Below are 22,709 nucleotides of genomic sequence, written 5' to 3'. Positions count from 1 at the left end.
AAAATTCAGGCAAACCAGCCTGATTAACCGCTTTAATTACGCTCAAAGAGCGCCATAGACTCCAGATGCCCGGTGTGGGGGAACATGTCGAGCATCGCCAGCTGCCTGATTTGGTAACCGGCTGCCAGTAACGCAGCGCTATCACGCGCGAGCGTGGTGGGGTTGCAGGAAACGTACACCACCCGGCTCGGCGCCAGCTTAATAATATGCTGCATTACGCCCGGCGCACCGGCACGGGCCGGGTCGAGCAATATTTTAGTAAAACCCTGCGCGGCCCACGGCTGACGCGTAACGTCATCCTCCAGGTTTTCATGGAAGAATGTGACATTTTTCAGCGAATTACGCTGAGCATTATATTCACCTTTCTCCACCAGCGCAGCAACGCCTTCAACGCCCACGACCGCGGCGGCTCGTTTTGCCAACGGCAGGGTAAAATTCCCCATTCCGCAGAACAAATCCAGCACCCTGTCGCCGGGCTGAACATCCAGCCATTCAATCGCCCGGGCCACCATCAGCTGGTTAACTTCATCGTTAACCTGAATAAAATCGCGCGGGCTAAAGCATAAGCGTAGCCCGTCTGAGTCATACCAGGGCTGCTCATCCGTCAGCGGCTCCAGCGTGTCGCTGTCCGGGGCGAGGTAGAGCGCAACGCCAAGGGAATGCGAGAACTGTTCCAGTTTTTGTCGGTCACCGGCGCTGAGCGGCGCTAAATGACGTAGCACCATCAGCGGCCCGTTATCCGCCAGTACCAGCTCGACATGGCCTAACCGCTTCACAATACTTAATTCAGACAAGCAAAGACGTAAAGGTTCAAGTAATGCTTCAAGTGGGGGCGCCAGAACGGGGCAATGGTGAACGTCAACCAGCTCTTTGTCGCTCGCCTTACGAAAACCCATCTGTAAGGTCTGTGTGCGAAGATGATAATTCAACCCCAGCCGGGCACGACGGCGATATCCCCACGGGCTGGCGGAAATCACTTCGTCCACCGGGCGAGGCAGGTCACGTTCGCCCATCATGCGGCCAAGCGCTTTGGATTTTGCTTCCTGCTGTAGGGCGATACTCGCGTGCTGCTGATGGCAGCCTCCGCATACGCCAAAATGCGGGCAGCGCGGCTTAACGCGATCGGGGCTATCGCTCAGGCGGCGCTTTACCTCGGCCTGAGCGTAGCTACGCTTGTCTTCAGTTATCCGGACTTCAACCTGCTCGCCGGGTAAGGCCGCGCGGATAAACAGCGTCTTGCCTTTATGGCGAGCGACGCCCTGCCCAAACGGGTCTAGGTCGTTAACGGTCACGGTTAATAATTCACGATTCGTATCGCGTCGCTTTGCAGAGTAGAATTGCGCCATGATGTAAGTAGATGTGTTCTCAAATGTCACTGTTGCTTTTATTGTCCCATATCGGAACCCCATGACCAACTACAGCCTGCGCGCACGCATGATGATCCTGATTCTGGCCCCGACGCTTCTGGTCGGCCTACTGCTCAGCATCTTTTTCGTTGTCCACCGTTACAATGACTTGCAGCGTCAGCTGGAGGATGCGGGCGCCAGTATTATCGAGCCGCTGGCGGTTTCCAGCGAGTACGGCATGAACTTTCATAGCCGGGAATCCATTCGCCAGCTGGTCAGCGTGCTGCATCGCCGCCATTCGGATATCGTGCGCGGTATATCGATTTACGATGACAGCAACAAGCTATTCGTCACCTCAAACTTTCAGCTTAATGCTTCCCGGCTGAAACTGCCCGATGGCGAGAAGCCGCCAACCGATCTCACCGTCAGCAGGATAGGCGACTTGATGATCCTGCGTATGCCGATTGTTTCCGAGCGCTATTCGCCCGACGAGTCCGCAGAAGCGAACAGCAAGCTGACCGGCAGCACGCTCGGCTACGTCGCAATGGAGCTCGATCTCAAATCGGTCAGGTTGCAGCAGTACAGGGAAATATTTATTTCGACGCTGATGATGCTGTTCTGCATCGGCATCGCCATGCTGTTTGCCTATCGCCTGATGCGCGACGTAACGGGCCCTATCCGCAACATGGTCAACACCGTCGACCGCATTCGCCGCGGGCAGTTGGATAGCCGCGTTGAAGGCTTTATGCTGGGCGAGCTGGATATGCTGAAAAACGGCATCAACTCGATGGCGATGTCGCTAACCGCTTATCACGAAGAGATGCAGCACAACGTTGACCAGGCAACATCCGACTTGCGCGAAACGCTGGAGCAAATGGAGATTCAGAACGTGGAGCTGGATCTGGCCAAAAAGCGGGCCCAGGAAGCGGCGCGTATTAAATCAGAGTTCCTGGCAAATATGTCCCACGAGCTGCGCACCCCGCTTAACGGGGTCATTGGCTTTACCCGCCTGACGCTGAAAACCGACCTTAACCCAACCCAGCGCGACCATCTGTACACCATTGAACGCTCCGCCAACAATCTACTGACTATCATCAACGACGTGCTGGACTTCTCCAAACTCGAAGCGGGCAAGCTGATTCTGGAGTCGATTCCATTCCCGCTGCGCAATACGCTGGACGAAGTGGTCACGCTGCTGGCCCATTCCGCCCACGACAAAGGGCTGGAGCTAACGCTAAATATCAAGAACGACGTGCCGGATAACGTTATTGGCGACCCGCTGCGTCTCCAGCAGGTGGTCACCAACCTGGTGGGCAACGCGATTAAATTTACCGAAACCGGCAATATCGATCTGCTGGTGGAAAAACGCGCCGAAGGGAACAATAAAGTTCAGATTGAGATGCAAATCCACGATACCGGCATCGGCATTCCTGAGCAGGAGCAGTCGCGGCTGTTCCAGGCCTTCCGCCAAGCGGATGCCAGCATTTCTCGGCGCCACGGCGGCACCGGCCTGGGGCTGGTCATCACCCAGAAGCTGGTTAATGAGATGGGCGGGGACATTTCCTTCCACAGCAAACCCAACCGCGGCTCAACCTTCTGGTTCCATATCAGCCTCGACCTGAATCCTAACGCGGTTAACGACAGGCAGGCGCTGGGCAAACTGGCCGGCAAGCGGCTTGGCTACGTTGAGCCGAACGTCACCGCCGCCCAGAGCACCATGAGCCTGCTGCAAAACACGCCGCTGAGCGTTATCCACAGCCCTTCCCTGTCCGGGCTGCCGGACGAGCACTTCGATATTCTGCTGTGCGGTATACCGGTTACCTTTACCGAAACCCTGACCCTTGAAAACCCAAAACTGGCAAAAGCGGTGACCATGGCCGACTGCCTGATACTGGCGCTGCCTTGCCATACTCAGGTCGGTGCGGAAGAGCTAAAACGCCAGGGCGTAGCGGGCTGCCTGCTGAAGCCAATCACCTCTACCCGCCTGTTCCCGATGCTGCTTGAGAATTGCCACAACGCAAACCTTGAGCTGCCGTTCGCAGAACAAAGCGACAAACTGCCGATGGCCGTGATGGCGGTGGACGATAACCCGGCCAACCTGAAACTTATCGGCGCTTTGCTCGAAGACCACGTTCAGCAGGTGGTGCTATGCGAAAGCGGCTCGCAGGCGCTGGAGCGTGCCAGGCAGATGAACATCGATATTATTTTGATGGATATTCAAATGCCTGAAATCGACGGCATCCGCGCCTGCGAGCTGATTCGCCAGTTGCCTCACCACCAGCAAACGCCGGTGATTGCGGTTACCGCCCACGCGATGGCCGGGCAGAAAGAGAAACTGCTGAGCGCCGGAATGAACGATTACCTTGCCAAGCCGATTGAAGAGGAAAAACTGCATAACCTGCTGATGCGCTACCATCCCGGTAATATCGGCCATCCGCCATTACCGTCAGAAGAAAACGCGCCACCGGCTATCAACATCAACCAAACGCTTGACTGGAACCTGGCGCTGCATCAGGCCGCCGGTAAGGCCGACCTGGCTCGCGAGATGCTGGAAATGCTGCTGGAGTTCCTGCCCGAAGTGCGAAACATCGTTGAAGAGCAGTTGGTTGGCGATAAGCCGGAAGGCCTGGTCGAGATAGTCCATAAGCTGCACGGAAGCTGTAGCTATAGCGGCGTTCCACGCATGAAAAAACTGTGCCAGACGTTAGAGCACGGCCTGCGTAGCGGTATGGCTCCGGGAGACCTGGAGCCTGAGATGCTTGAATTGCTCGACGAAATGGATAACGTGGTGCGCGAAGCGAAAAAATACCTCAGCGCGGCGGCGCTTTAGCTTTTGGTCATGCCGCGCCACATCACGTCAAACCCGGCAGACTTATACTCTTCTCTGCGCGCGGGTTCGCGACCGGCAAATTCCATCGTGGTTTCGGCCAGCGCAAAGAAAATGGCATCGGCAAAGGCGGTTTCGATACCGGTGAGCGCCTCGTTGGTTACGCACTCTTTGGAGAGCTGTCGCAAATCGGGATAAGCCTGGTAAACCTGCTCCAGCGTTTCGGGAGTAATTTTTCCTGAAACCGCCAGCTGCCGCATCGCCTTACGGGCCGCTACGTTGACCAGCCCCCAGTCGATATAGTTGCTCCACACGGTTCTGGAGCGTTCCTTATTCGGCGCATTCCGGTCGTAAGTCTTCATCAGCTCGCCGCCCAAATCCTGCTTATGGTGGAGATAAACCGCATTCAGCAACTCGTCTTTAGTAGGGAAATAGCGAAACAGGGTCCCCTCGGCAACGCCCGCCTTTCTGGCAATCAATGACGTTGCGGCTCCCAGCCCCAGCTCTGCTATCGCATCGGTAGCAGCATCGAGTAATGCTAAACGTTTATCTTCACTTTTTGGACGAGCCACAATTCCTCACAGGTAAGTTAACTAAATGAATGGATCCGGCCGCTACAAAAACCGGGGTCGATACTGTTTATCATACCGTAAATTTTATTGACGGTTGATCTTACCTGCCTATAATGAGTGTTTACTCACTCAATAGCAATATTATCCCTACGCTTCCTGAGAGAATCCCTATGGCTGCCGCGCATTCTGGCAAGCGTTCGTTAACCCTGAAATTCATGGTCGTGATTATGTTATTAGGCCTTACCGCCACCAGTGCCGCGCTGTTCCCGATGACTGAATTTGGCAAATTGCCTCAGGGCAGCCGTCTCGAACGCATCCAGCAATCGCCGCAGTACCGCGACGGCAAATTCCACAACCAGAGCGAAACGCCAATGATGACCGACAAACGCGGTCGCGTGGCGGCGCTGTGGGATTTCTTCTTCGCCCGCCCGGATACGGTAAAGCCTGACAGCCCGCTTCCGCTGGTAAAAACCGACCTTGCGGCGCTGGATAAGCAGCAGGATGTTGTGGTCTGGCTCGGCCATTCTTCCTGGTTTATTCAGCTTGGCGGGAAACGCATTCTTATCGACCCGGTGTTCAGCCATTACGCTGCCCCTTTCGCCTTTTTGAACAAAGCCTTCGTCGGTGATTACCCGTGGCGGGCGGAAGACATGCCGGAGATCGATTTCGTCATCATCTCCCACGATCACTGGGATCATCTTGATTACCCGACCCTGCGGGCGTTGAAGTCGAAAATAAAACAGATAGTGACCCCGCTCGGCGTCGGTGCTCATCTCGAAGCCTGGGGTTTTTCTCCTGCGCTTATCCACGAGCTGGACTGGCAGGAAAAGATGGCCATCGACGGTGAGCTGACGGTTCACGCCCTGCCCGCTCGCCACTTCTCGGGGCGGGGTTTAACCGGCAATAAAACCCTGTGGGCAAGCTTTATGCTGGTCTCGCCGCAGCGAAAAGTTTACTACAGCGGCGATACCGGGTACGGCCCGCACTTCAGGCAGATAGGCGAGCAGTTCAGCGATATCGATCTCGCCATCATGGAAAACGGCCAGTACGACGAAGGCTGGAAATATATTCACATGATGCCCGAAGAGGCCGCTCAGGCAACCGAAGAGCTGGGAGCGAAAACCATGGTGCCGGGGCATGCCGGGCGTTTTGCCCTGGCCAACCACAGCTGGGATGAGCCTTTCCGCCGTATCGCTGCCGCCAGCGTCGGGCGCGGTTACGCCCTGCTGACCCCGGAAATGGGTCAGATAGTTGAAGTCAGCAAACAGAGCCAGGTCTTCGACTCCTGGTGGGAATAGAGCAACTCAATAATCGAAAAAGATGTAGAAGGAGGTGATATGTCCATGCCTAAAGATTTTATGGAATCTCTGCTTGAATGGGTCGACGGCAATATGCAGCGCCCGCTGCGTATTGAAGAAGTCGCAAGGCAGTCCGGATACTCAAAGTGGTACTTACAGCGGATGTTCTCTGACTGGGCGGGAAAAAGCCTCGGGGCCTACATTCGCGAACGCAAATTGCAGTTAGCGGCCGACGATCTGAAAAATACCTCGGATAAGATCCTCGATATTTCTGTGCGTTACGGGTTCGATTCGCAGCAGTCTTTTACCCGCACCTTCGGAAAACGTTTCAACACCTCGCCGGGTGCCTACCGCCGCGATAACGAGCAACCGCTAAACTAAGCCCCTTCCGGGGCGGGTAAGCCTGATGTTACCCGCCCGGCCAGGCCTCAGCTCAGTAGCGTCGCCCAGTGCTCGACCCACGGGCCGGAAACCACTTCAGGCTCCGGGTGATCGTTAGCATCAATCGTCAGTACGCTGTCGATTCGGGTTGCCCCCTGCTCCTGCAGCAAAGCATCAAACTGCTTACCGCCGCCGCAGAAATGGTCATAATTGCTGTCACCGAGCGCTATCAGCCCGTAACGTAGCTCGGGCTGGTAACCGACCTGATCTTTAATCGCCTGAAACAGCGGCACGATACTGTCCGGCAAATCTCCCTGCCCGGTCGTTGACGTCACAACCAGCGCATAATGGTTGCGATAGTATTGCCAGTCCGCCAGTTCCGGGTCTTCAAACACTTTTGCCTGATGGCCGTGCTTTTTAAGAATGGTTTCGGCCTCTTCCGCCACTAACAGCGCGTTGCCATACATAGTACCTACAAAAATACCTACTTCGGCCATCGGTAACTCCTTAAGAATTAGAGACAAGGCTTATCCTGGCAACTCGCCGGATCAAACTCAATATTTTCAACATCCGGTAGCTGCCCGCGCCAGCCGAACTCCGTCAGCATATGCATCCATGTATCATCCAGACCCGCTTTTAACGTCAGCGGCTCCCCGGTCACCGGATGATTGAGCGAAAGCTGGCTGGCGTGCAGCATTAATCGCTGGCAGCCAAAATGTTCCGCTGCGCCCCGGTTCTGACGCAAATCACCGTGTTTGGAATCGCCAATTATCGGATGACGAAGATGGGAAAGATGGCGACGTAGCTGGTGCTTGCGGCCCGTTTCCGGCTCAAGCTCCACCAGACTGTAGCGCGCCGTCGGGTAGCGCCCCACAGCAACCGGCATTTCTACCGTCGCCATCCCGCGATAATGGGTTACCGCAGGCTGCGGCCCTTTATCCTGGTCGCTAAATTTATCGGCAATTTTATCCAGCTCTTCGACCAGCGGATAATCAAGTACCGCTTCATCCTGAAGCCAGCCGCGAACCACGGCATGGTAGCGTTTCTGGATCTGATGCTGCTCAAATTGCTGTGAAAGCAGGCGGCCTACTTCACTGGAAAGCCCCATCAGCAGCACGCCGGAAGTTGGCCTGTCGAGACGGTGAACGGTAAAGACATGCTGACCAATCTGGTCACGCACGGTTTGCATCACCACAACTTTTTCATGCCTGTCCAGCCAGCTGCGATGTACCAGCCAGCCGGAGGGTTTATTCACCGCAACCAGCCATTCATCCTGGTAAATAATCTCCAGCATCAGGCCTCGCCCGTCTCAAATAACGCGTCCAGCTCAAGCAGCGCTGCAAGCAGCGGTTCGCGCACGGCATGCGTCGCATCCAGCGCCATTTCATAGTAGGGCGCGACGGCAAAGGCATCCGGCAGCGGATGGTTGCTCTCCAGCAGGGCATGCATACGCGGGATAAGCACCCATTGCAGCCACTCATGAGGTTGCAGCGTGTCCATGCAGAAAGGCTGCGTGCTTTCAAATGCCGCCGCGTCGGGCGGCAGGCCCTGCCAGAGGGAGTGATCGCGCAGGATCTGCTCAATGGTGAGTAAATGATGGCGAACCAAAGTCTGGCGCTCCATGAAAACCTCATGCTTGTGTGAAAAAGGGCGGAACAGAATAACACTTCTTGCCGGTGCGGGAAAAAGGCATAAAAAAAGGGAGCACTGTTTACACAGTGCTCCCGGTTCGTTTCGCAGCCAATCCAGCTACTTTTAGTGCTCCCTGCTCGTCCGTGACAACTTTGTCCTACGGTCTCCTGACCCACAATCCGTCGCCAACGCATCCTGCTACCGTCATCCTGATGGTGTCCTGCATCACCCTGACGCTAAATCCTTAAGTCTTCCTGACCCACCGAACTCCTGTTGCGGCTCTCATTCTCCATCCTGGAGGTGTCCTTTAACTCTTCCTGAGTTATCCTCGCTTCATCTGTGAAGCCTTTCCTGAACGCCTTCCCGGCGGGTTCCTCTTCATCATGAAGTGACATCATCCTGATATCTCCTTCAATCCGTCAACGTCCTGTCGATGACAATAGAATCCTCTATTTGGCCGCCTGTGACAAGGTATGTAGCGAACCGGCGGGCAAAAACTTTCATTCGGAACCTTCCGAATAAAATAATAACTAATTGTTTAATAAAGATATAAAACCATAACCGTTGATTTAGTCTGCCGCTAAATGTAGCGATCTCTCACAGGTCTTGTAAGAGATCTCTCACAAAGGTGCGAGTAAAATGGCTAAATAACCTGAGGTGTTAAGGCGTCAAGAAATGCGGGAAGGGAAGCAGAAAGCACGCTGCGTTGAGAGGTGCCGATTCTTTCAAGCACCACCTCACCTGTCAAGTTACACAGCGAAACCACTTCCATTTCGTCTTCGGTGGTCGCCAGGAACAACGTAGGCGAGAGTTTCAGGCGTTTTTGGGTCACCAGATGGCCTATCAGATTCTCCTGCACGCGAAGAAAATCATCCTCGCTCCAGGCCTGCAATAGCGTCAATGCCGTAGTCCCGCAAACCGCGGGCATATCTCCGGCAAACTGCGTGGTGTAAAACTCATGAATACCGGGCTGCAGGGCAATATCCAGCGCTCGCTCAACGGCGCTCAAATCCGCCGTAGGGCTAAAAGGCTGCGGCTGCCAGCGCACATCGCCGCCTGTAGTAGTGACAATACAGGGCGACGGAATACCGTATAGCGCTTCGCTGGCGGGCCAGCTACCCGTTTCTTGCTGCCACAGCTCGCAAAAACGGCGGGTAAATTCTTCCAGGGCAAGGCTGACTTCGTTCATTAATTTCTCACTCGCGTAGGCTGGGGTACAATAAAAGCTGATTGTACCTTTATCTCGGTGAAACATGTCCTACGAAAATCACCAGGCCCTGAGTGGCCTGACGCTGGGTAAGCCGACCGCTTACCAGGATCAATACCAGCCTTCCCTGCTGCAGGCCGTACCGCGCAGCCTCAACCGCGACCCTCTCGGCCTGCATGCCAACAGCCTGCCGTTCACCGGCGGAGACATCTGGACGCTGTATGAGCTTTCCTGGCTGAACAACAACGGTCTGCCGCAGGTTGCCGTCGGCCACGTACAGCTGGACGCCAACAGCATTAACCTGGTGGAGTCCAAAAGCTTTAAGCTTTACCTCAACAGCTTTAACCAAACCCGTTTTGCCGACTGGGAAACCGTGCAGGAAACCCTGAAGCGCGATTTAAGCGCCTGCGCAGGCGGCGATGTCAGCGTAGTGCTGTTCCGCCTTCATGAACTTGAGGGTCAGGAAATTTCGGCCTTTAACGGAGAGTGCATCGACCAGCAGAACATCACGATCGACAGCTATGAATTCGATGCGAATTATCTCGAAGGCGCAGCCGGAGAAGAGATCGTGGAAGAGACGCTGGTCAGCCACCTGCTGAAATCCAACTGCCTGATAACCCACCAGCCGGACTGGGGTTCGGTACAAATTCGCTATCGTGGCCCTAAAATAGACCGTGAAAAACTGCTGCGCTATCTGGTCTCTTTTCGCCACCATAACGAATTCCACGAGCAATGCGTGGAGCGCATCTTTAACGACCTGCAGCGCTACTGCCAGCCGCAGGCGCTAAGCGTTTACGCTCGCTACACCCGGCGCGGTGGCCTGGACATTAACCCGTGGCGCACCAATACCGATTTCCATCCCGCTTTTGGCCGCCTGGTTCGCCAATAAGTGCGAAATAGCTCCCAGCGACAAAACCGATTACGGTTTACGGGTTGTTAAAGTGAACAAGCCAGGGCTATTGTAATCTGTGAGAACGGCACTTTTCGTTCCGTAAGGAGTTCACTTGATTACACATATTAGCCCGCTTGGCTCAATGGATATGTTGTCGCAGCTGGAAGTCGATATGCTTAAACGCACGGCCAGCAGCGACCTTTATCAACTGTTTCGTAACTGCTCGCTGGCGGTGCTTAATTCCGGCAGCCAGACCGACAGTAGCAAAGAGCTGCTGTCCCGCTTTCAGAACTTCGATATCAACGTGTTACGCCGTGAACGCGGCGTAAAACTCGAACTTATTAACCCACCGGAAGACGCCTTTGTAGACGGCAGGATCATTCGTGCGCTGCAGGCCAACCTGTTTGCGGTACTGCGAGACATTCTGTTCGTTAACGGTCAAATCACCAATGCTGGCCGTTTCCAGCATCTGAATAAAGAAAACTCCATTCATATCACCAACATGGTGTTTTCCATTTTACGAAATGCCCGTGCGCTACACGTCGGCGAGGCTCCGAACCTGGTTGTTTGCTGGGGCGGCCACTCGATTAACGAAAACGAATACCTCTACGCCCGCCGCGTCGGCACCCAGCTCGGCCTGCGCGAGTTGAATATCTGTACCGGCTGCGGGCCTGGCGTGATGGAAGCGCCGATGAAAGGTGCCGCCGTGGGCCACGCCCAGCAGCGCTATAAAGAAGGCCGCTTTATCGGCCTTACGGAGCCATCAATCATCGCCGCCGAGCCGCCTAACCCGTTGGTTAACGAACTGATTATCATGCCGGACATTGAAAAACGGCTTGAGGCATTCGTGCGTATCGCCCACGGCATCATCATCTTCCCGGGCGGCGTGGGTACGGCAGAAGAGCTGCTTTACCTGCTGGGCATCCTGATGAACCCGCATAACCATGACCAGGTACTGCCGTTAATTCTGACCGGGCCAAAAGAGAGCGCCGATTACTTCCGCGTGCTGGACGAATTTATCGTCAACACGCTGGGCGAAACCGCACGCCGCCATTACAAAATCATCATCGATGACGCTGTAGAAGTGGCGCGGCTGATAAAAAAAGCCATGCCGCAGGTTAAAGAGAACCGCCGCGAAACCGGAGATGCCTACGGGTTTAACTGGTCAATTCGCATTGCGCCGGATCTTCAAATGCCGTTCGAGCCGACCCACGGGAATATGGCTAACCTGCAACTCTACCCCGATCAGCCGGCAGAAAAACTGGCGGCTTCGCTGCGCCGCGCCTTCTCCGGGATTGTGGCGGGTAACGTCAAAGAGGCCGGGATCCACGCGATAGAAAAATTCGGCCCGTATAAAATTCACGGTGACCCGGAAATGATGCAGCGCATGGACGCTCTGCTACAGGGCTTTGTCGCTCAGCACCGCATGAAGCTTCCGGGCAGCGCCTACATTCCCTGCTACGAAATCGTGCGTTAATCACAAATGGGCGGCCGCTGGTCGCCCTTCTTTTTTACCCTCGCCCGCTCCAGTTAATCGATTGCGTTCACATCTAAACCGCCAAACATCACGCCTACAGATAAATCCTCGTAGAAAAAACCTGTTTTACCCACTTTCTCCAGTGAAAACCGAGTTATTTGGTCGGGTATAATTTATTGCATCATCCGCAAGTGATAGGCTTCACGCCCATAAATTTCACGATGATATACATGAACAGATTGTTATGCGGAATTGTTACGCTAATGACGTAGATTATCGCATTTGGGATCGCGATCACTGATACATAGGCGACATAAATGTATCTTTCCGCCCGCTGATTATTACGGGCCACAACTACTATAAAAACGCCCGTCGCCAGAATTTAGTTTCAGCAGTTATGACCATAACGTCGTTTTAACTGCGAATTTTTCAACATTGCACGAAACATTCCTTTGGAGAAGTTGATGGAAACCACTCAAACCAGCAGTATTGTCTCTGCTGAGAAAAAAGGCGCATGGCGCAAGACCGACACCATGTGGATGCTGGGCCTGTACGGCACAGCGATTGGGGCAGGTGTTCTGTTCCTGCCAATTAACGCCGGTGTAGGTGGTCTGATCCCACTGTTCATCATGGCGATCCTTGCATTCCCGATGACCTTCTTCGCACACCGCGGTATGACCCGCTTCGTGCTGTCCGGTAAAAATCCGGGCGAAGACATCACCGAAGTTGTAGAAGAACACTTCGGCGTCGGCGCGGGTAAACTGATTACCCTGCTGTACTTCTTCGCTATCTACCCAATCCTGCTGGTTTACAGCGTGGCAATTACCAATACCGTAGACAGCTTCATTACCCACCAGTTGGGTATGACGTCTCCACCGCGTGCCATTCTCTCCCTGATTCTGATTGTCGGCATGATGACCATCGTACGTTTCGGCGAGCAGATGATCGTGAAGGCGATGAGCATCCTGGTATTCCCGTTTGTTGCGGCCCTGATGGTTCTGGCGCTGTACCTGATTCCTAACTGGAGCGGCGCGGCATTTGAAACGCTTTCCTTCAGCGCAACCCCGGCAACCGGCAGCGGCCTGTGGATGACCCTGTGGCTGGCAATTCCAGTAATGGTGTTCTCCTTCAACCACTCCCCGATCATCTCCTCCTTCGCGGTAGCGAAGCGTGAAGAGTACGGCGAAGGCGCAGAGAAAAAATGCTCCAGCATTCTGGCTCGTGCACACATCATGATGGTGCTGACCGTAATGTTCTTCGTATTCAGCTGCGTGCTGAGCCTGTCCCCGGCTGACCTGGCGGCGGCAAAAGCGCAGAACATTTCTATCCTGTCCTACCTGGCTAACCACTTTAACGCACCGGTTATCGCCTGGATGGCGCCAATCATTGCGATGATTGCGATTACTAAATCCTTCCTCGGCCACTATCTGGGCGCTCGTGAAGGCTTCAACGGTATGGTTATCAAGTCTCTGCGCGGCAAAGGCAAGAGCATTGAAATCAACAAACTGAACAAAATCACCGCGCTGTTCATGCTGGTGACCACCTGGGCAGTCGCTACGCTGAACCCAAGCATCCTGGGTATGATTGAAACTCTGGGTGGCCCGGTTATCGCGATGATCCTGTTCCTGATGCCGATGTATGCGATTCAGAAAGTACCGGCTATGCGTAAATACAGCGGCCATATCAGCAACGTATTCGTTGTGATTATGGGCCTGATTGCCATCTCCGCTATCTTCTACTCGCTGTTCAGCTAAGCCTTCTAAAAGCCGCCCTTCGCGGGCGGCTCTCTTCTTTAAGTCTCTTACGCAGGGAAGTCTCATGATTAGCGTATTCGACATTTTCAAAATCGGTATCGGCCCATCCAGCTCTCATACCGTCGGCCCAATGAAGGCCGGTAAACAGTTCTCTGATGACCTGATTGAGCGCGGCATTCTGCACGATATCACCCGCGTGGTGGTTGACGTCTACGGCTCGCTTTCCCTGACAGGTAAAGGGCACCACACCGATATCGCCATTATTATGGGGCTGGCCGGTAATCTGCCGGACACCGTTGATATCGACTCAATCCCACATGTGATTCAGGACGTTAATACCCACGGGCGCCTGATGCTGGCCAACGGTCAGCACGAAGTAGAGTTCCCGGTGGACAGCTGCATGAATTTCCATGCCGATAACCTGGCATTGCATGAAAACGGCATGCGCATTAGCGCCCTGGCCGGTGACAAAGTGCTGTACACCCAAACCTACTACTCCATCGGCGGCGGTTTTATCGTTGATGAAGCGCACTTTGGGCAGCAAAGCGAAAACAGCGTAAGCGTGCCTTATCCGTATAAAAACGCTGCGGATTTACAGCGCCATTGCCGCGAAACCGGCCTGTCGCTGTCCGGCCTGATGATGCTGAACGAACGGGCGCTGCATACTCAGGAAGAGATTGACGCCCACTTTGCCGCCGTTTGGGAAGTCATGCGTAGCGGAATTGAGCGGGGTATTACTACCGAAGGCGTGCTGCCGGGCAAAATGCGCGTACCGCGTCGCGCCGCCGCCCTGCGCCGTATGCTGGTAACCAGCGACAAAAACAGCTCTGACCCGATGGCCGTAGTGGACTGGATCAACATGTTCGCTCTGGCGGTCAACGAAGAGAACGCAGCCGGTGGCCGCGTCGTCACCGCGCCCACCAACGGAGCCTGCGGTATTGTTCCTGCGGTTCTGGCCTACTACGACAAATTTATTCGTCAGGTGAATGCCAACTCCTGCGCCCGCTACTTCCTGGCGGCCGGGGCAATTGGCACGCTGTACAAAATGAACGCCTCAATCTCCGGCGCGGAAGTGGGCTGCCAGGGTGAAGTCGGCGTAGCTTGTTCCATGGCTGCGGCCGGTCTGGCGGAACTGCTGGGCGGAAGCCCTACTCAGGTTTGCATCGCCGCAGAAATCGGCATGGAGCACAACCTGGGGCTAACCTGTGACCCGGTTGCCGGGCAGGTTCAGGTGCCGTGCATCGAACGTAACGCCATTGCTGCGGTAAAAGCGGTGAACGCCGCTCGCATGGCAATGCGCCGTACCAGCGAACCTCGCGTCTGCCTGGATAAAGTTATCGAAACGATGTATGAAACCGGCAAGGACATGAACGCCAAGTATCGCGAAACCTCTCGCGGTGGCCTGGCGCTGAAAATTGTCGCCTGTGACTAAGCAGAAAGGCTCCCATCGGGAGCCTTTCTTTTAGAGTGATGCTTTCAGCCGCTTCACCGCTTCAACCAGCTGTTCATCGGTCGCCGTCGCATAGGAGAAGCGCAGCGTGCGCTTATCGGCACGATCGCTAAAGAAGAATTCCCCGGGAACATAAACCACGCCGTTCTCCAGCGTTTTTTGCAGCCAGGTGGTGGTATCAAACTCGTAGCGGAACGAGGCCCAGAGGAACATCCCGCCCTGAGGCTGGTTAAACGTAATATGCTCGCTCAGCTCTTCTTCCAGCAGGCGTGAAAGCGTCAGACATTTCTGCCTGTAGGCTTCACGAATCAGCTCAATCTGCGGGTTTAACCTGCCCAGCGTCAGGTAGGCAGCCGTCAGAGACTGGGTAAAAGAGTTGGCGTGAAGGTCGGTAGCCTGCTTGATAATAGCGACCTTTTGCTTCATCCACTCCGGCAGAATAATCCAGCCAACGCGCAGCCCCGGCGCCAGAATTTTAGAGAACGTTGAAGTATAAACTACGTGGTCGGCATAGCCCTGCTCCGTCGCTATCTGAAGCAGCGTTTTTTCGCGGCGGTCGGTAAAGCTGATGGCGCCGTATGGATCGTCCTCGATTATCACGAAATCATATTCGGCGGCGAGTTTTACCAGCTTCTCGCGGCGCTCTGCGCTCATCGTTGTTCCGCTCGGGTTACCAAAAGTCGGCACCAGATAGACGCCTTTAATGCGCGTAGTTTTCAGCAGCGCTTCCAGCTCATCAACGATCATTCCGTGCTCATCACCGCCGACCGACGCAACTTTAGCGCCCGTCAGGCTAAGGATTTGCAGCGTTGCCAGGTACGTTGGGCGCTCAACCACAAATACGTCGCCCTCATCCACCAGGCCGCGCATCAGCAAGTCCAGCGCCTGCTGCGATCCGGAGGTAATCAGTAATTGGTCGCTACGGGTCGTTATCCCGCGCTCCCGGCAAAGCTCAACCAGCTGCTCACGCAGCTCGCTATTGCCCTCGGTCAGCCCATACTGGAAGGCCTCATTGAAGTTCTCTTCCAGCGCTTTGCGGGTCGCCAGTTCCAGCCCTTCTCTGTCGAAAAGGTCGCTGGAAGGAATGCCGCCGGCCAGCGAAATCACGCCCGGCATTTTGCTGTGTTTAAGGAGTTCACGAATGGCCGAAGGTTGCAGGTTTTGAATACGTTGCGCGAGGTGTTTAGTGTTACTCATATGATGTTCTCTATTTTTTTATTCGCCAGAAATATACATAGCCCCCTAACGACTACGCAATGCCTTTCCATCTTTAGTTAATAAGGTTTCTGCGAGAAAGATTCCTGATTTCTGCGATGAGAATAGCTCATGATGGCGGGAAGTGTTAGGCTAAGACAATCCTTGTTAAAGGTAAATTTCTTATGTCTATTCATTTACTTATCGTCGATGCGTTAAACCTGATCCGCCGCATACATGCGGTACAAGGCTCTCCCTGCGTTGAAACCTGCCTGCACGCCCTCGAACAATTAATTAACCACAGCCAGCCAACGCACGCGGTAGCGGTGTTCGACGACGAAGAACGTCGGGACGGCTGGCGTCATCAGGTATTGCCGGACTACAAAGCCGGGCGCTCTCCTATGCCGGAAAACCTGCATGCAGAAATGCCGAACCTGCGCGAAGCCTTTACCAGGCGCGGCGTACAGTGCTGGCACTCAAAAGGAAACGAAGCTGACGACCTGGCCGCAACGCTGGCGGTCAAAGTCGCTTCCGGCGGCCACCGGGCAACCATCGTCTCCACGGATAAAGGCTACTGCCAACTGCTGGCTCCGACTTTGCAAATCCGCGACTACTTCCAGAAACGCTGGCTTGACGCCCCTTTTATTGAGCATGAATACGGCGTGCAGCCCGGCCAGCTCGGTGATTTCTGGGGCCTGGCGGGCATCAGCAGCAGTAAAATTCCAGGCGTGCCCGGCATCGGTCCTAAAAGCGCGACGCAGCTCATCAATACGTTCTCCACTCTGGAAGAGATTTATCAGCGGCTTGATGAAGTCCCGGAAAAATGGCGTAAAAAACTTGAGCAGCACAAAGATAGCGCGTTCGTCAGCCGCCAGGTTGCAAGGCTACAAACGGATTTACAGCTGGATGGTAATTTACAGCAGCTAAGGCTGGCGGGGAGTTGACCCTCACCCGGCAAGGGTGAGGGAAAGTGTCTATCAGCGCTCGTCGCGACGGCCGCCAGTGGCAGCCCACCAGCGGCGGATATGCACGGTAACTTCTTCGCGGTCGTGATAAAGCTGGCGAGCCTTAATCTCGGCGTTAATTCCGTTTTCTTCCAGCTTCTCGCGGATCTGCGCCAGGTTCTGGGAGACTTCCTCATAGCGCTTTTTCATCGGCAGCTTGAGGTTAAAAATAGTCTCACGGCACCAGCCGTTCACCAGCCAGGTCGCCATCAGGCTGGCGACTTTTGCTGGTTTTTCAACCATATCGCAAACCATCCACGAAATATTGACGCGCGTCGGGCGGTATTTAAAACCATCCTCACGCAGCCAGGTTACCTGCCCGGTATCCATCAGGCTTTGTGCCATCGGGCCGTTATCTACGGAAGAAACCCACATGTTGCGCTTCACCAGCTGATAGGTCCAGCCGCCCGGGCAGGCGCCCAGATCAACCGCATACATGCCGTTTGCCAGACGTTCATCCCACTCGTCCGCGGGGATAAAGACGTGAAACGCCTCTTCCAGCTTCAGCGTTGAGCGGCTCGGCGCGTCGGACGGGAACTTAAGGCGCGGAATGCCCATATAGAACGGTGAATTGTTGGTGGTGTACGAATACCCGGTATAGCAGCAGCCTGGGGCGATAAAGAATACGTGTACCACCGGGCGTTTTGGCGTCTCGTAGTTAGTCAGCACCCCGGCTTCACGCAGGCTGGAACGCAGCGGCACGGTGAACTTGCGGCAGAACTTCATCAGCTCTTTGCTTTCGTTAGTGTCCGCCACCTCAACGCGCAGGTCACCGCCTTTCTCAACCACGCCCTGTAACATGCCGACAACCGGCGTAATACGGTCTTCCGGCGGCAGATCTTTTAGCAGCTCACCGGCAACGATCATCTGGCGGGCAAAAATCAGGTCGCTAAACGGCAGCTCGCGCGCCAGCTTATCCGCCTCTTCCGGCTGGTAGCATTCAAATACCACGTAGCCGCTCTGTTCTTTAACACGGGCAAACCCGTAAACGCCGCGCTGCCCGGCTTTGTCGGTGATTTCCGCCGCACACTCTTTCTCAAAACCCTGGCGGCAGTACAAAATAACTTTATTCATGGCTTACGCCCTTACGTTTCAGGCGCACAGCACCAATTAACATCAATATCCAACCGGCAAGGAAGCTTACGCCGCCCACCGGGGTAACAAACGCCCACAGCCGCAGATGCGACAGGGCAAGACAATAGAGACTGCCGCTAAATAATACGGTCCCGAGCGCCATAAAGACGCTGCTCCAGTAGAACCAGATGCTGATGCGTCTCTGCATCGCCACCGCAAGGCCAAAAATAGCCAGGGTGTGAAATGCCTGATATTCAAGCCCGGTCTGGATCCAGCCCATCTCCACAACGCCCAGAGATTTGCTTAATACATGCGCCCCGAAGGCGCCCAGGGCAACAAAAACAAAGCCGCTGATGGCGGCAAAAATCAGCATGAATCGGCTGGTCATGGTGTAACCCTAAAAGTGAGGCGTGGCCTGGCCACGCGAAGATTGCTTATTGTTCGTAGCGAAAACGGAATTTTTCTTGCTCGCTGGCCGCCTTTGCCAGGATCCACTGTCGAAACGCGGCTATTTTACCCAGTTCTGCCTGACTGTCATGACAAACCAGATAAAAGGCGTTTTTACTCACCAGCACATCGTTAAACGGGCAGACCAGGCGGCCGGCCTCTATTTCGGTTTGCGCCATCACGTTGTTAGCCAGCGCAATACCCTGACCGTGAATGGCGGCCTGGAGCACCATCGCGCTGTGGCTGAAAATAGGCCCCTGCTGGACATTAATATGGCTCACCCCAAGCTGGCGGGTATAAGTCTGCCAGTCGCGGCGCGAAGCGTCATGCAATAAAGTGTGCTTAGCTAAATCTTCCGGCGTTTTAATCGGCTTATCGCCAGTGAGCAGCATAGGCGAGCATACCGGCAGCAAATATTCAGCATAAAGCTTTTCAACTCTGAGCCCCGGCCAGTTACCCCGACCATAGAATATCGCCACGTCCACATCGTCCGACAGCTTATCTTCCTGGCGGTCAACCGCCTGGATTCGCACGTCGATTCCCGGATAAGCTGAGTTAAAGCTTGTCAGGCGCGGCACCAGCCAGTGAATCGCAAAGCTTGGCAATAAACTGACCGTCAGTGCGCCTTTTGCGCTTCGCGCCTGCAGCTTGCGCGTGGCTTCGGTAAGCTGGGAAAAAATCTCTTTAATATCCTGATAATAGCTTTGCCCCTCTTCCGTCAGCAGCAGCGAACGGTTGCGGCGGCGGAACAGTTTCAGGCCGAGAAAATCCTCCAGAGACTTGATCTGGTGGCTTACAGCGGCCTGAGTGACAAACAGCTCCTCGGCCGCTTTAGTAAAACTCAAGTGACGGGCCGCCGCGTCAAAAACGCGCAGCGCATTCAGAGGTGGTAAACGCTTGGACATGGGTTATTTGGCTTAAGTGTTAATAATGATTAACAAACAGATGCTGTTTGTTTACCTATTAGTTTTTTTTATCTGAGCCATTATAAATTGTCCGTTGAGGATGCACCAGCAAATACCTATAGTGGCGGCACTTCCTGAGTCGGAACGAAAAGTTGTCTGGAATGCGTGTTCTGGAGGGCTTTTGGCTTACGGTTGTGATGTTGTGTTGTTGTGTTTGCAATTGGTCTGACATTTCGGACCACGGTAGCTAAGCTACCCCTTTTCACTTCCTGTACATTTACCCTGTCTGTCCATAGTGATTAATGTAGCACCGCCGAATGCGGTGCTTTTTTTTGCCTGCCGTTTACTTCTTCAGCTCAACCATCTCTTTCACATCCGAGCGGTTAATCTGCTGCATGTTTCCGTTGGCGTCTTTGTACTTAATCATACCGGTTTCGTCATCGGTCTTCGGCTTACCTTCAGAGACGATGGCACGCCCGTCGTTGGTATGCATGATGTAGTTAGGGCTGGAACAAGCTGCAAGTGCAAAAGTCATCATACAGGCAGAAACAATAGCGGCTGCTTTATTCATAATTCTTCTCCTTGTGCATAGAGTTTAATGCTACTTAAATCTCTTCTACTGACAGTCGTAAACATCAGTCCAACAATAAATAGCATAACCTGCTTTTCCGATCTTGCCAGCAGAAGCGGACTATTCCGATGGTGACTGAAACCTTGTGCCGCGCCCTGATTTGCGCGACGATCTGTTCATTGACTTGAGGATCATCATGACAGCATTTAACCCCGCCCATTTTCGCGCCCAGTTTCCGGCGCTGGCAGACTCAGGCGTCTATCTCGATAGCGCGGCAACTTCGCTTAAACCCCAGGCCGTAATCAACGCCACCCGGCAGTTTTATAGCCTGAGCGCGGGTAACGTTCACCGCAGCCAGTTCCCGGAGGCACAGCGCCTTACCGCTCACTACGAAGCCGCACGCGACCAGGTTGCGCAGCTGATTAATGCACAAAGCGGTAAGTCCGTGGTCTGGACACGAGGAACCACTGAAGCCATCAATCTGGTGGCGCAGTGCTACGCTCGCCCTCGTCTTACCGCCGGGGACGAAATCATTATCAGCGAAGCCGAGCATCACGCCAATTTCGTGCCGTGGCTGATGGTTGCCGAACAAACGGGCGCTCGGGTGGTAAAACTCCCGCTGGGAAATGACCTGCTGCCCGATCTCAACCAGCTTCCAACGCTTATCAATGAGCGCACCCGTATTCTGGCTCTGGGGCACATGTCCAACGTCACCGGCGGCTGCCCGGACCTGGAAAAAGCCATTAAGCTTGCCCACGCTGCCGGAGCCGTTGTGATGGTCGACGGCGCGCAGGGCATCGTTCACTGCCCGCCGGATGTTCAGGCGCTGGACATCGACTTTTACGCATTTTCCGCCCATAAACTCTATGGCCCAACCGGCATCGGCGCGCTGTACGGCAAACCCGAGCTGCTCGAGCAGATGTCACCCTGGCTCGGGGGCGGCAAAATGATTACTGAAGTTTCGTTCGAGGGCTTCAAAACCCAGCCGGTGCCTTATCGCTTTGAAGCAGGGACGCCGAACGTAGCGGGCGTTATCGGGCTCAGCGCGGCGCTGGAATGGCTTGAAGAGATTAATCTGCACGAGGCTGAGAGCTGGAGCCGCAGCCTGGCAACGCTTGCCGAAGCTGAACTGGCTAAACGCCCCGGCTTTCGCAGCTTCCGCAGCCAGGATTCAAGCCTGCTGGCATTCGATTTTGCGGGCGTACACCATAGCGATTTAGTTACGCTGCTGGCGGAGTCCGGCATTGCCCTGCGCGCCGGCCAGCACTGCGCCCAGCCGCTTATGACTGCCCTAGGCGTTAGCGGCACGCTTCGCGCCTCTTTCGCCCCCTACAACACTCAGCAGGACGTGGAACACCTGGTACAAGCCATCGACCGCGCCCTCGATATTCTGGTGGACTAAATGAGCAATATTTTATTAGCCGGGCATCCTTTTGGCTCCGCCGTGAACGAAGAAACTTTGCTCTCCACGTTTGCCGCTTTGCAGCAGTGGGAAGACAAATATCGCCGGTTGATCCTGCTCGGCAAGCAGCTTCCGGCGCTGCCTGACGAGTTAAAAAACGAGAGCATTGAAATCAGCGGCTGCGAAAACCGCGTATGGTTGGGCTACACCCGCCAGCCGGACGGCACGCTGCACTTCTACGGCGACAGTGAAGGAAGAATTGTACGAGGATTGCTGGCGGTGTTGCTGACCGCAGTAGAAGGGAAAACCGCCCGGCAGCTGTTGGAGAAAGATCCGCTGGAATTATTCGACCAGTTGGGGCTACGCAACCAGCTCAGCGCCTCACGCAGCAGCGGTCTTGCCGCGCTGGCAGCGGCCGTTCAGCAGGCCGCGCGCCAGGCGTAATCAGGCGGCGGTTCGCGCCGCTTTCGCCATCATCTTCTTCAGCACATGGGACACCGCCACGAAGCCAAAGCTGGCGGTAACCATAGTTGCCGCGCCAAAGCCGGAGGCGCAGTCCATACGCTTTGGCCCTTCAGCGGTGCTTTTCATCGCACAGACCGAGCCATCGGCCTGAGGGTAAACCAGCGCTTCGGTTGAAAATACGCAGTCCACGCCCAGCTTTCCTTTGCTGTTCTTCACCACGCCAAAATCACTTTTCAGCCGCTCGCGCAGCTTGGCGGCAAGCGGATCCTGAATCGTTTTTGCCAGATCGGACACCTGGATCTGCGTAGGATCGATCTGCCCACCGGCCCCACCGGTAGTCACCAGCGGGATCTTATAGCGCCGACAATAAGCTATCAGTGCGGCTTTAGGCCGAACGCTATCAATTGCGTCAATAACGTAGCTGAATCCCTGACTAAGCAGCTCCGCCGTGTTTTCTGCCGTAATAAAGTCATCCACCACCGTAACCCGGCACTCGGGATTAATCTCTTTAATGCGCGCGGCCATGACTTCGGTTTTTGCCTGACCAACGTTATCCCGCAGAGCATGGATTTGGCGGTTAGTGTTAGTCACACATACGTCGTCCATATCAATCAGGGTAATTGCGCCGATGCCGGTACGCGCCAGCGCTTCGGCCGCCCACGATCCCACGCCGCCGATGCCAATCACACAAACGTGAGCCTCAGCAAACAGCTGTAACGCCGCCTGGCCATACAGGCGAGCGGTTCCGCCAAAGCGTTGCAGCCAGGCATCGGAAAGAACGACAGACATCGGGGTATCCTCAGAAATAAAA

Annotated in this window: 22 protein-coding genes; 10 read left to right on the top strand and 12 right to left on the bottom strand. The window is 54.8% G+C overall.

Going from position 1 to position 22,709, the window contains the following annotated elements:
- Positions 1 to 32 precede the first annotated feature (32 nt).
- Positions 33 to 1,346 (bottom strand): 23S rRNA (uracil(1939)-C(5))-methyltransferase RlmD, encoded by a 1,314-nt coding sequence (gene rlmD / locus FOC35_RS12810; RefSeq protein WP_172570364.1) that lies wholly within the window; start codon positions 1,344 to 1,346, stop codon positions 33 to 35.
- Between the two features lie 61 nt (positions 1,347 to 1,407).
- On the opposite strand from rlmD, the gene barA reads away from it, so the two are divergent.
- The gene (gene barA / locus FOC35_RS12805; RefSeq protein WP_016538012.1) at positions 1,408 to 4,176 is read left to right on the top strand and encodes a two-component sensor histidine kinase BarA; all 2,769 of its coding nucleotides are present in this window, start codon (positions 1,408 to 1,410) and stop codon (positions 4,174 to 4,176) included.
- Here barA and FOC35_RS12800 read toward each other — a convergent pair.
- On the bottom strand, positions 4,173 to 4,745 hold the full coding sequence (locus tag FOC35_RS12800; RefSeq protein WP_016538013.1) for a TetR/AcrR family transcriptional regulator: 573 nt from the start codon (positions 4,743 to 4,745) through the stop codon (positions 4,173 to 4,175). The two genes, barA and FOC35_RS12800, sit on opposite strands and share 4 nt — an antisense overlap.
- A 170-nt stretch (positions 4,746 to 4,915) precedes the next feature.
- Between FOC35_RS12800 and FOC35_RS12795 the strand changes: the two genes are divergently transcribed.
- Complete coding sequence (locus FOC35_RS12795) at positions 4,916 to 6,043, top strand: MBL fold metallo-hydrolase (protein WP_172569084.1); 1,128 nt, start codon at positions 4,916 to 4,918, stop codon at positions 6,041 to 6,043.
- A 39-nt stretch (positions 6,044 to 6,082) separates the two neighbouring features.
- Positions 6,083 to 6,424 carry a helix-turn-helix domain-containing protein gene (locus tag FOC35_RS12790; RefSeq protein ID WP_016538015.1) on the top strand — a complete coding sequence of 114 codons (342 nt, stop codon included), beginning with the start codon at positions 6,083 to 6,085 and terminating at the stop codon, positions 6,422 to 6,424.
- A gap of 47 nt (positions 6,425 to 6,471) precedes the next feature.
- Here the strand turns inward: FOC35_RS12790 and FOC35_RS12785 are convergent, their stop codons facing one another.
- The 4 genes from FOC35_RS12785 to syd form a co-directional block, all read right to left on the bottom strand.
- The gene (locus tag FOC35_RS12785) at positions 6,472 to 6,921 is read right to left on the bottom strand and encodes a flavodoxin (protein ID WP_172569083.1); all 450 of its coding nucleotides are present in this window, start codon (positions 6,919 to 6,921) and stop codon (positions 6,472 to 6,474) included.
- 17 nt (positions 6,922 to 6,938) lie between these two features.
- Positions 6,939 to 7,718 carry a tRNA pseudouridine(65) synthase TruC gene (truC, locus tag FOC35_RS12780; protein WP_016538017.1) on the bottom strand — a complete coding sequence of 260 codons (780 nt, stop codon included), beginning with the start codon at positions 7,716 to 7,718 and terminating at the stop codon, positions 6,939 to 6,941.
- Entirely contained in the window at positions 7,718 to 8,047 is a 330-nt protein-coding gene (locus tag FOC35_RS12775) for a YqcC family protein (protein ID WP_016538018.1), read from the bottom strand. Before FOC35_RS12775 ends, truC begins: the two co-directional genes overlap by 1 nt.
- Before the next feature lie 652 nt (positions 8,048 to 8,699).
- A complete protein-coding gene (gene syd / locus FOC35_RS12770) occupies positions 8,700 to 9,245 on the bottom strand; it encodes a SecY-interacting protein (protein ID WP_172569082.1) in 546 nt (181 codons plus the stop codon).
- A 64-nt stretch (positions 9,246 to 9,309) separates the two neighbouring features.
- Here syd and queF point away from each other — a divergent pair, with 64 nt between their 5' ends.
- The 4 genes from queF to FOC35_RS12750 all read left to right on the top strand — a co-directional run bounded on the left by queF (position 9,310) and on the right by FOC35_RS12750 (position 14,818).
- Positions 9,310 to 10,152 carry an NADPH-dependent 7-cyano-7-deazaguanine reductase QueF gene (queF, locus tag FOC35_RS12765; protein ID WP_172569081.1) on the top strand — a complete coding sequence of 281 codons (843 nt, stop codon included), beginning with the start codon at positions 9,310 to 9,312 and terminating at the stop codon, positions 10,150 to 10,152.
- Positions 10,153 to 10,267: 115 nt separating this feature from the next.
- On the top strand, positions 10,268 to 11,632 hold the full coding sequence (gene ppnN / locus FOC35_RS12760; RefSeq protein ID WP_172569080.1) for a nucleotide 5'-monophosphate nucleosidase PpnN: 1,365 nt from the start codon (positions 10,268 to 10,270) through the stop codon (positions 11,630 to 11,632).
- Positions 11,633 to 12,096: 464 nt separating this feature from the next.
- A complete protein-coding gene (locus FOC35_RS12755; protein WP_016538022.1) occupies positions 12,097 to 13,386 on the top strand; it encodes an HAAAP family serine/threonine permease in 1,290 nt (429 codons plus the stop codon).
- A 64-nt stretch (positions 13,387 to 13,450) separates the two neighbouring features.
- Entirely contained in the window at positions 13,451 to 14,818 is a 1,368-nt protein-coding gene (locus FOC35_RS12750) for an L-serine ammonia-lyase (RefSeq protein WP_016538023.1), read from the top strand.
- Positions 14,819 to 14,848: 30 nt separating this feature from the next.
- On the opposite strand, the gene FOC35_RS12745 is transcribed toward FOC35_RS12750, so the two are convergent.
- Positions 14,849 to 16,033 carry a PLP-dependent aminotransferase family protein gene (locus tag FOC35_RS12745; protein WP_172569079.1) on the bottom strand — a complete coding sequence of 395 codons (1,185 nt, stop codon included), beginning with the start codon at positions 16,031 to 16,033 and terminating at the stop codon, positions 14,849 to 14,851.
- A 182-nt stretch (positions 16,034 to 16,215) separates the two neighbouring features.
- Between FOC35_RS12745 and xni the strand changes: the two genes are divergently transcribed.
- Positions 16,216 to 16,974: a flap endonuclease Xni gene (gene xni / locus FOC35_RS12740; protein ID WP_172569078.1), complete on the top strand. Its 759-nt coding sequence runs from the start codon at positions 16,216 to 16,218 to the stop codon at positions 16,972 to 16,974.
- A 33-nt stretch (positions 16,975 to 17,007) separates the two neighbouring features.
- Here xni and rlmM read toward each other — a convergent pair whose 3' ends face one another.
- From rlmM to FOC35_RS12720, 4 genes are all read right to left on the bottom strand, one after another.
- Positions 17,008 to 18,108, bottom strand: a complete 1,101-nt coding sequence (rlmM, locus tag FOC35_RS12735; protein WP_172569077.1) for a 23S rRNA (cytidine(2498)-2'-O)-methyltransferase RlmM — start codon at positions 18,106 to 18,108, stop codon at positions 17,008 to 17,010.
- Entirely contained in the window at positions 18,101 to 18,496 is a 396-nt protein-coding gene (locus FOC35_RS12730) for a DUF423 domain-containing protein (protein WP_016538027.1), read from the bottom strand. The genes rlmM and FOC35_RS12730 overlap by 8 nt, the downstream gene beginning before the upstream one ends.
- A gap of 46 nt (positions 18,497 to 18,542) precedes the next feature.
- A complete protein-coding gene (gene gcvA, locus FOC35_RS12725) occupies positions 18,543 to 19,460 on the bottom strand; it encodes a glycine cleavage system transcriptional regulator GcvA (RefSeq protein WP_016538028.1) in 918 nt (305 codons plus the stop codon).
- 343 nt (positions 19,461 to 19,803) lie between these two features.
- Positions 19,804 to 20,031, bottom strand: a complete 228-nt coding sequence (locus tag FOC35_RS12720; protein WP_016538029.1) for a YgdI/YgdR family lipoprotein — start codon at positions 20,029 to 20,031, stop codon at positions 19,804 to 19,806.
- A gap of 196 nt (positions 20,032 to 20,227) precedes the next feature.
- Between FOC35_RS12720 and csdA the strand changes: the two genes are divergently transcribed.
- Together csdA and csdE are read left to right on the top strand one after the other, a co-directional pair.
- Entirely contained in the window at positions 20,228 to 21,433 is a 1,206-nt protein-coding gene (gene csdA / locus FOC35_RS12715) for a cysteine desulfurase CsdA (RefSeq protein ID WP_172569076.1), read from the top strand.
- The gene (gene csdE / locus FOC35_RS12710) at positions 21,434 to 21,877 is read left to right on the top strand and encodes a cysteine desulfurase sulfur acceptor subunit CsdE (protein ID WP_172569075.1); all 444 of its coding nucleotides are present in this window, start codon (positions 21,434 to 21,436) and stop codon (positions 21,875 to 21,877) included. It begins immediately after the preceding gene.
- Here csdE and tcdA read toward each other — a convergent pair whose 3' ends face one another.
- Positions 21,878 to 22,687, bottom strand: coding sequence for a tRNA cyclic N6-threonylcarbamoyladenosine(37) synthase TcdA (gene tcdA, locus FOC35_RS12705; protein WP_172569074.1), 810 nt, complete (start codon positions 22,685 to 22,687; stop codon positions 21,878 to 21,880).
- Positions 22,688 to 22,709: the final 22 nt, after the last annotated feature.

Source organism: Cedecea sp. FDAARGOS_727 (genome assembly GCF_012273235.1).
In the GTDB taxonomy this organism is placed as follows: Bacteria; Pseudomonadota; Gammaproteobacteria; order Enterobacterales; family Enterobacteriaceae; genus Cedecea; species Cedecea davisae.
The sequence above is the reverse complement of the archived record's forward strand: the minus strand, read 5'-3'. Positions and strand labels throughout refer to the sequence as shown.

Bases quoted from the DNA above. Each gene is read 5' to 3' on its own strand.
- rlmD (WP_172570364.1), bottom strand. From the start codon at position 1,346: ATGGCGCAATTCTACTCTGCAAAGCGACGCGATACGAATCGTGAATTA.
- barA (WP_016538012.1), top strand. From the start codon at position 1,408: ATGACCAACTACAGCCTGCGCGCACGCATGATGATCCTGATTCTGGCC.
- FOC35_RS12795 (WP_172569084.1), top strand. From the start codon at position 4,916: ATGGCTGCCGCGCATTCTGGCAAGCGTTCGTTAACCCTGAAATTCATG.
- FOC35_RS12790 (WP_016538015.1), top strand. From the start codon at position 6,083: ATGTCCATGCCTAAAGATTTTATGGAATCTCTGCTTGAATGGGTCGAC.
- FOC35_RS12785 (WP_172569083.1), bottom strand. From the start codon at position 6,921: ATGGCCGAAGTAGGTATTTTTGTAGGTACTATGTATGGCAACGCGCTG.
- truC (WP_016538017.1), bottom strand. From the start codon at position 7,718: ATGCTGGAGATTATTTACCAGGATGAATGGCTGGTTGCGGTGAATAAA.
- FOC35_RS12775 (WP_016538018.1), bottom strand. From the start codon at position 8,047: ATGGAGCGCCAGACTTTGGTTCGCCATCATTTACTCACCATTGAGCAG.
- syd (WP_172569082.1), bottom strand. From the start codon at position 9,245: ATGAACGAAGTCAGCCTTGCCCTGGAAGAATTTACCCGCCGTTTTTGC.
- queF (WP_172569081.1), top strand. From the start codon at position 9,310: ATGTCCTACGAAAATCACCAGGCCCTGAGTGGCCTGACGCTGGGTAAG.
- FOC35_RS12755 (WP_016538022.1), top strand. From the start codon at position 12,097: ATGGAAACCACTCAAACCAGCAGTATTGTCTCTGCTGAGAAAAAAGGC.
- FOC35_RS12750 (WP_016538023.1), top strand. From the start codon at position 13,451: ATGATTAGCGTATTCGACATTTTCAAAATCGGTATCGGCCCATCCAGC.
- FOC35_RS12745 (WP_172569079.1), bottom strand. From the start codon at position 16,033: ATGAGTAACACTAAACACCTCGCGCAACGTATTCAAAACCTGCAACCT.
- xni (WP_172569078.1), top strand. From the start codon at position 16,216: ATGTCTATTCATTTACTTATCGTCGATGCGTTAAACCTGATCCGCCGC.
- rlmM (WP_172569077.1), bottom strand. From the start codon at position 18,108: ATGAATAAAGTTATTTTGTACTGCCGCCAGGGTTTTGAGAAAGAGTGT.
- FOC35_RS12730 (WP_016538027.1), bottom strand. From the start codon at position 18,496: ATGACCAGCCGATTCATGCTGATTTTTGCCGCCATCAGCGGCTTTGTT.
- gcvA (WP_016538028.1), bottom strand. From the start codon at position 19,460: ATGTCCAAGCGTTTACCACCTCTGAATGCGCTGCGCGTTTTTGACGCG.
- FOC35_RS12720 (WP_016538029.1), bottom strand. From the start codon at position 20,031: ATGAATAAAGCAGCCGCTATTGTTTCTGCCTGTATGATGACTTTTGCA.
- csdA (WP_172569076.1), top strand. From the start codon at position 20,228: ATGACAGCATTTAACCCCGCCCATTTTCGCGCCCAGTTTCCGGCGCTG.
- csdE (WP_172569075.1), top strand. From the start codon at position 21,434: ATGAGCAATATTTTATTAGCCGGGCATCCTTTTGGCTCCGCCGTGAAC.
- tcdA (WP_172569074.1), bottom strand. From the start codon at position 22,687: ATGTCTGTCGTTCTTTCCGATGCCTGGCTGCAACGCTTTGGCGGAACC.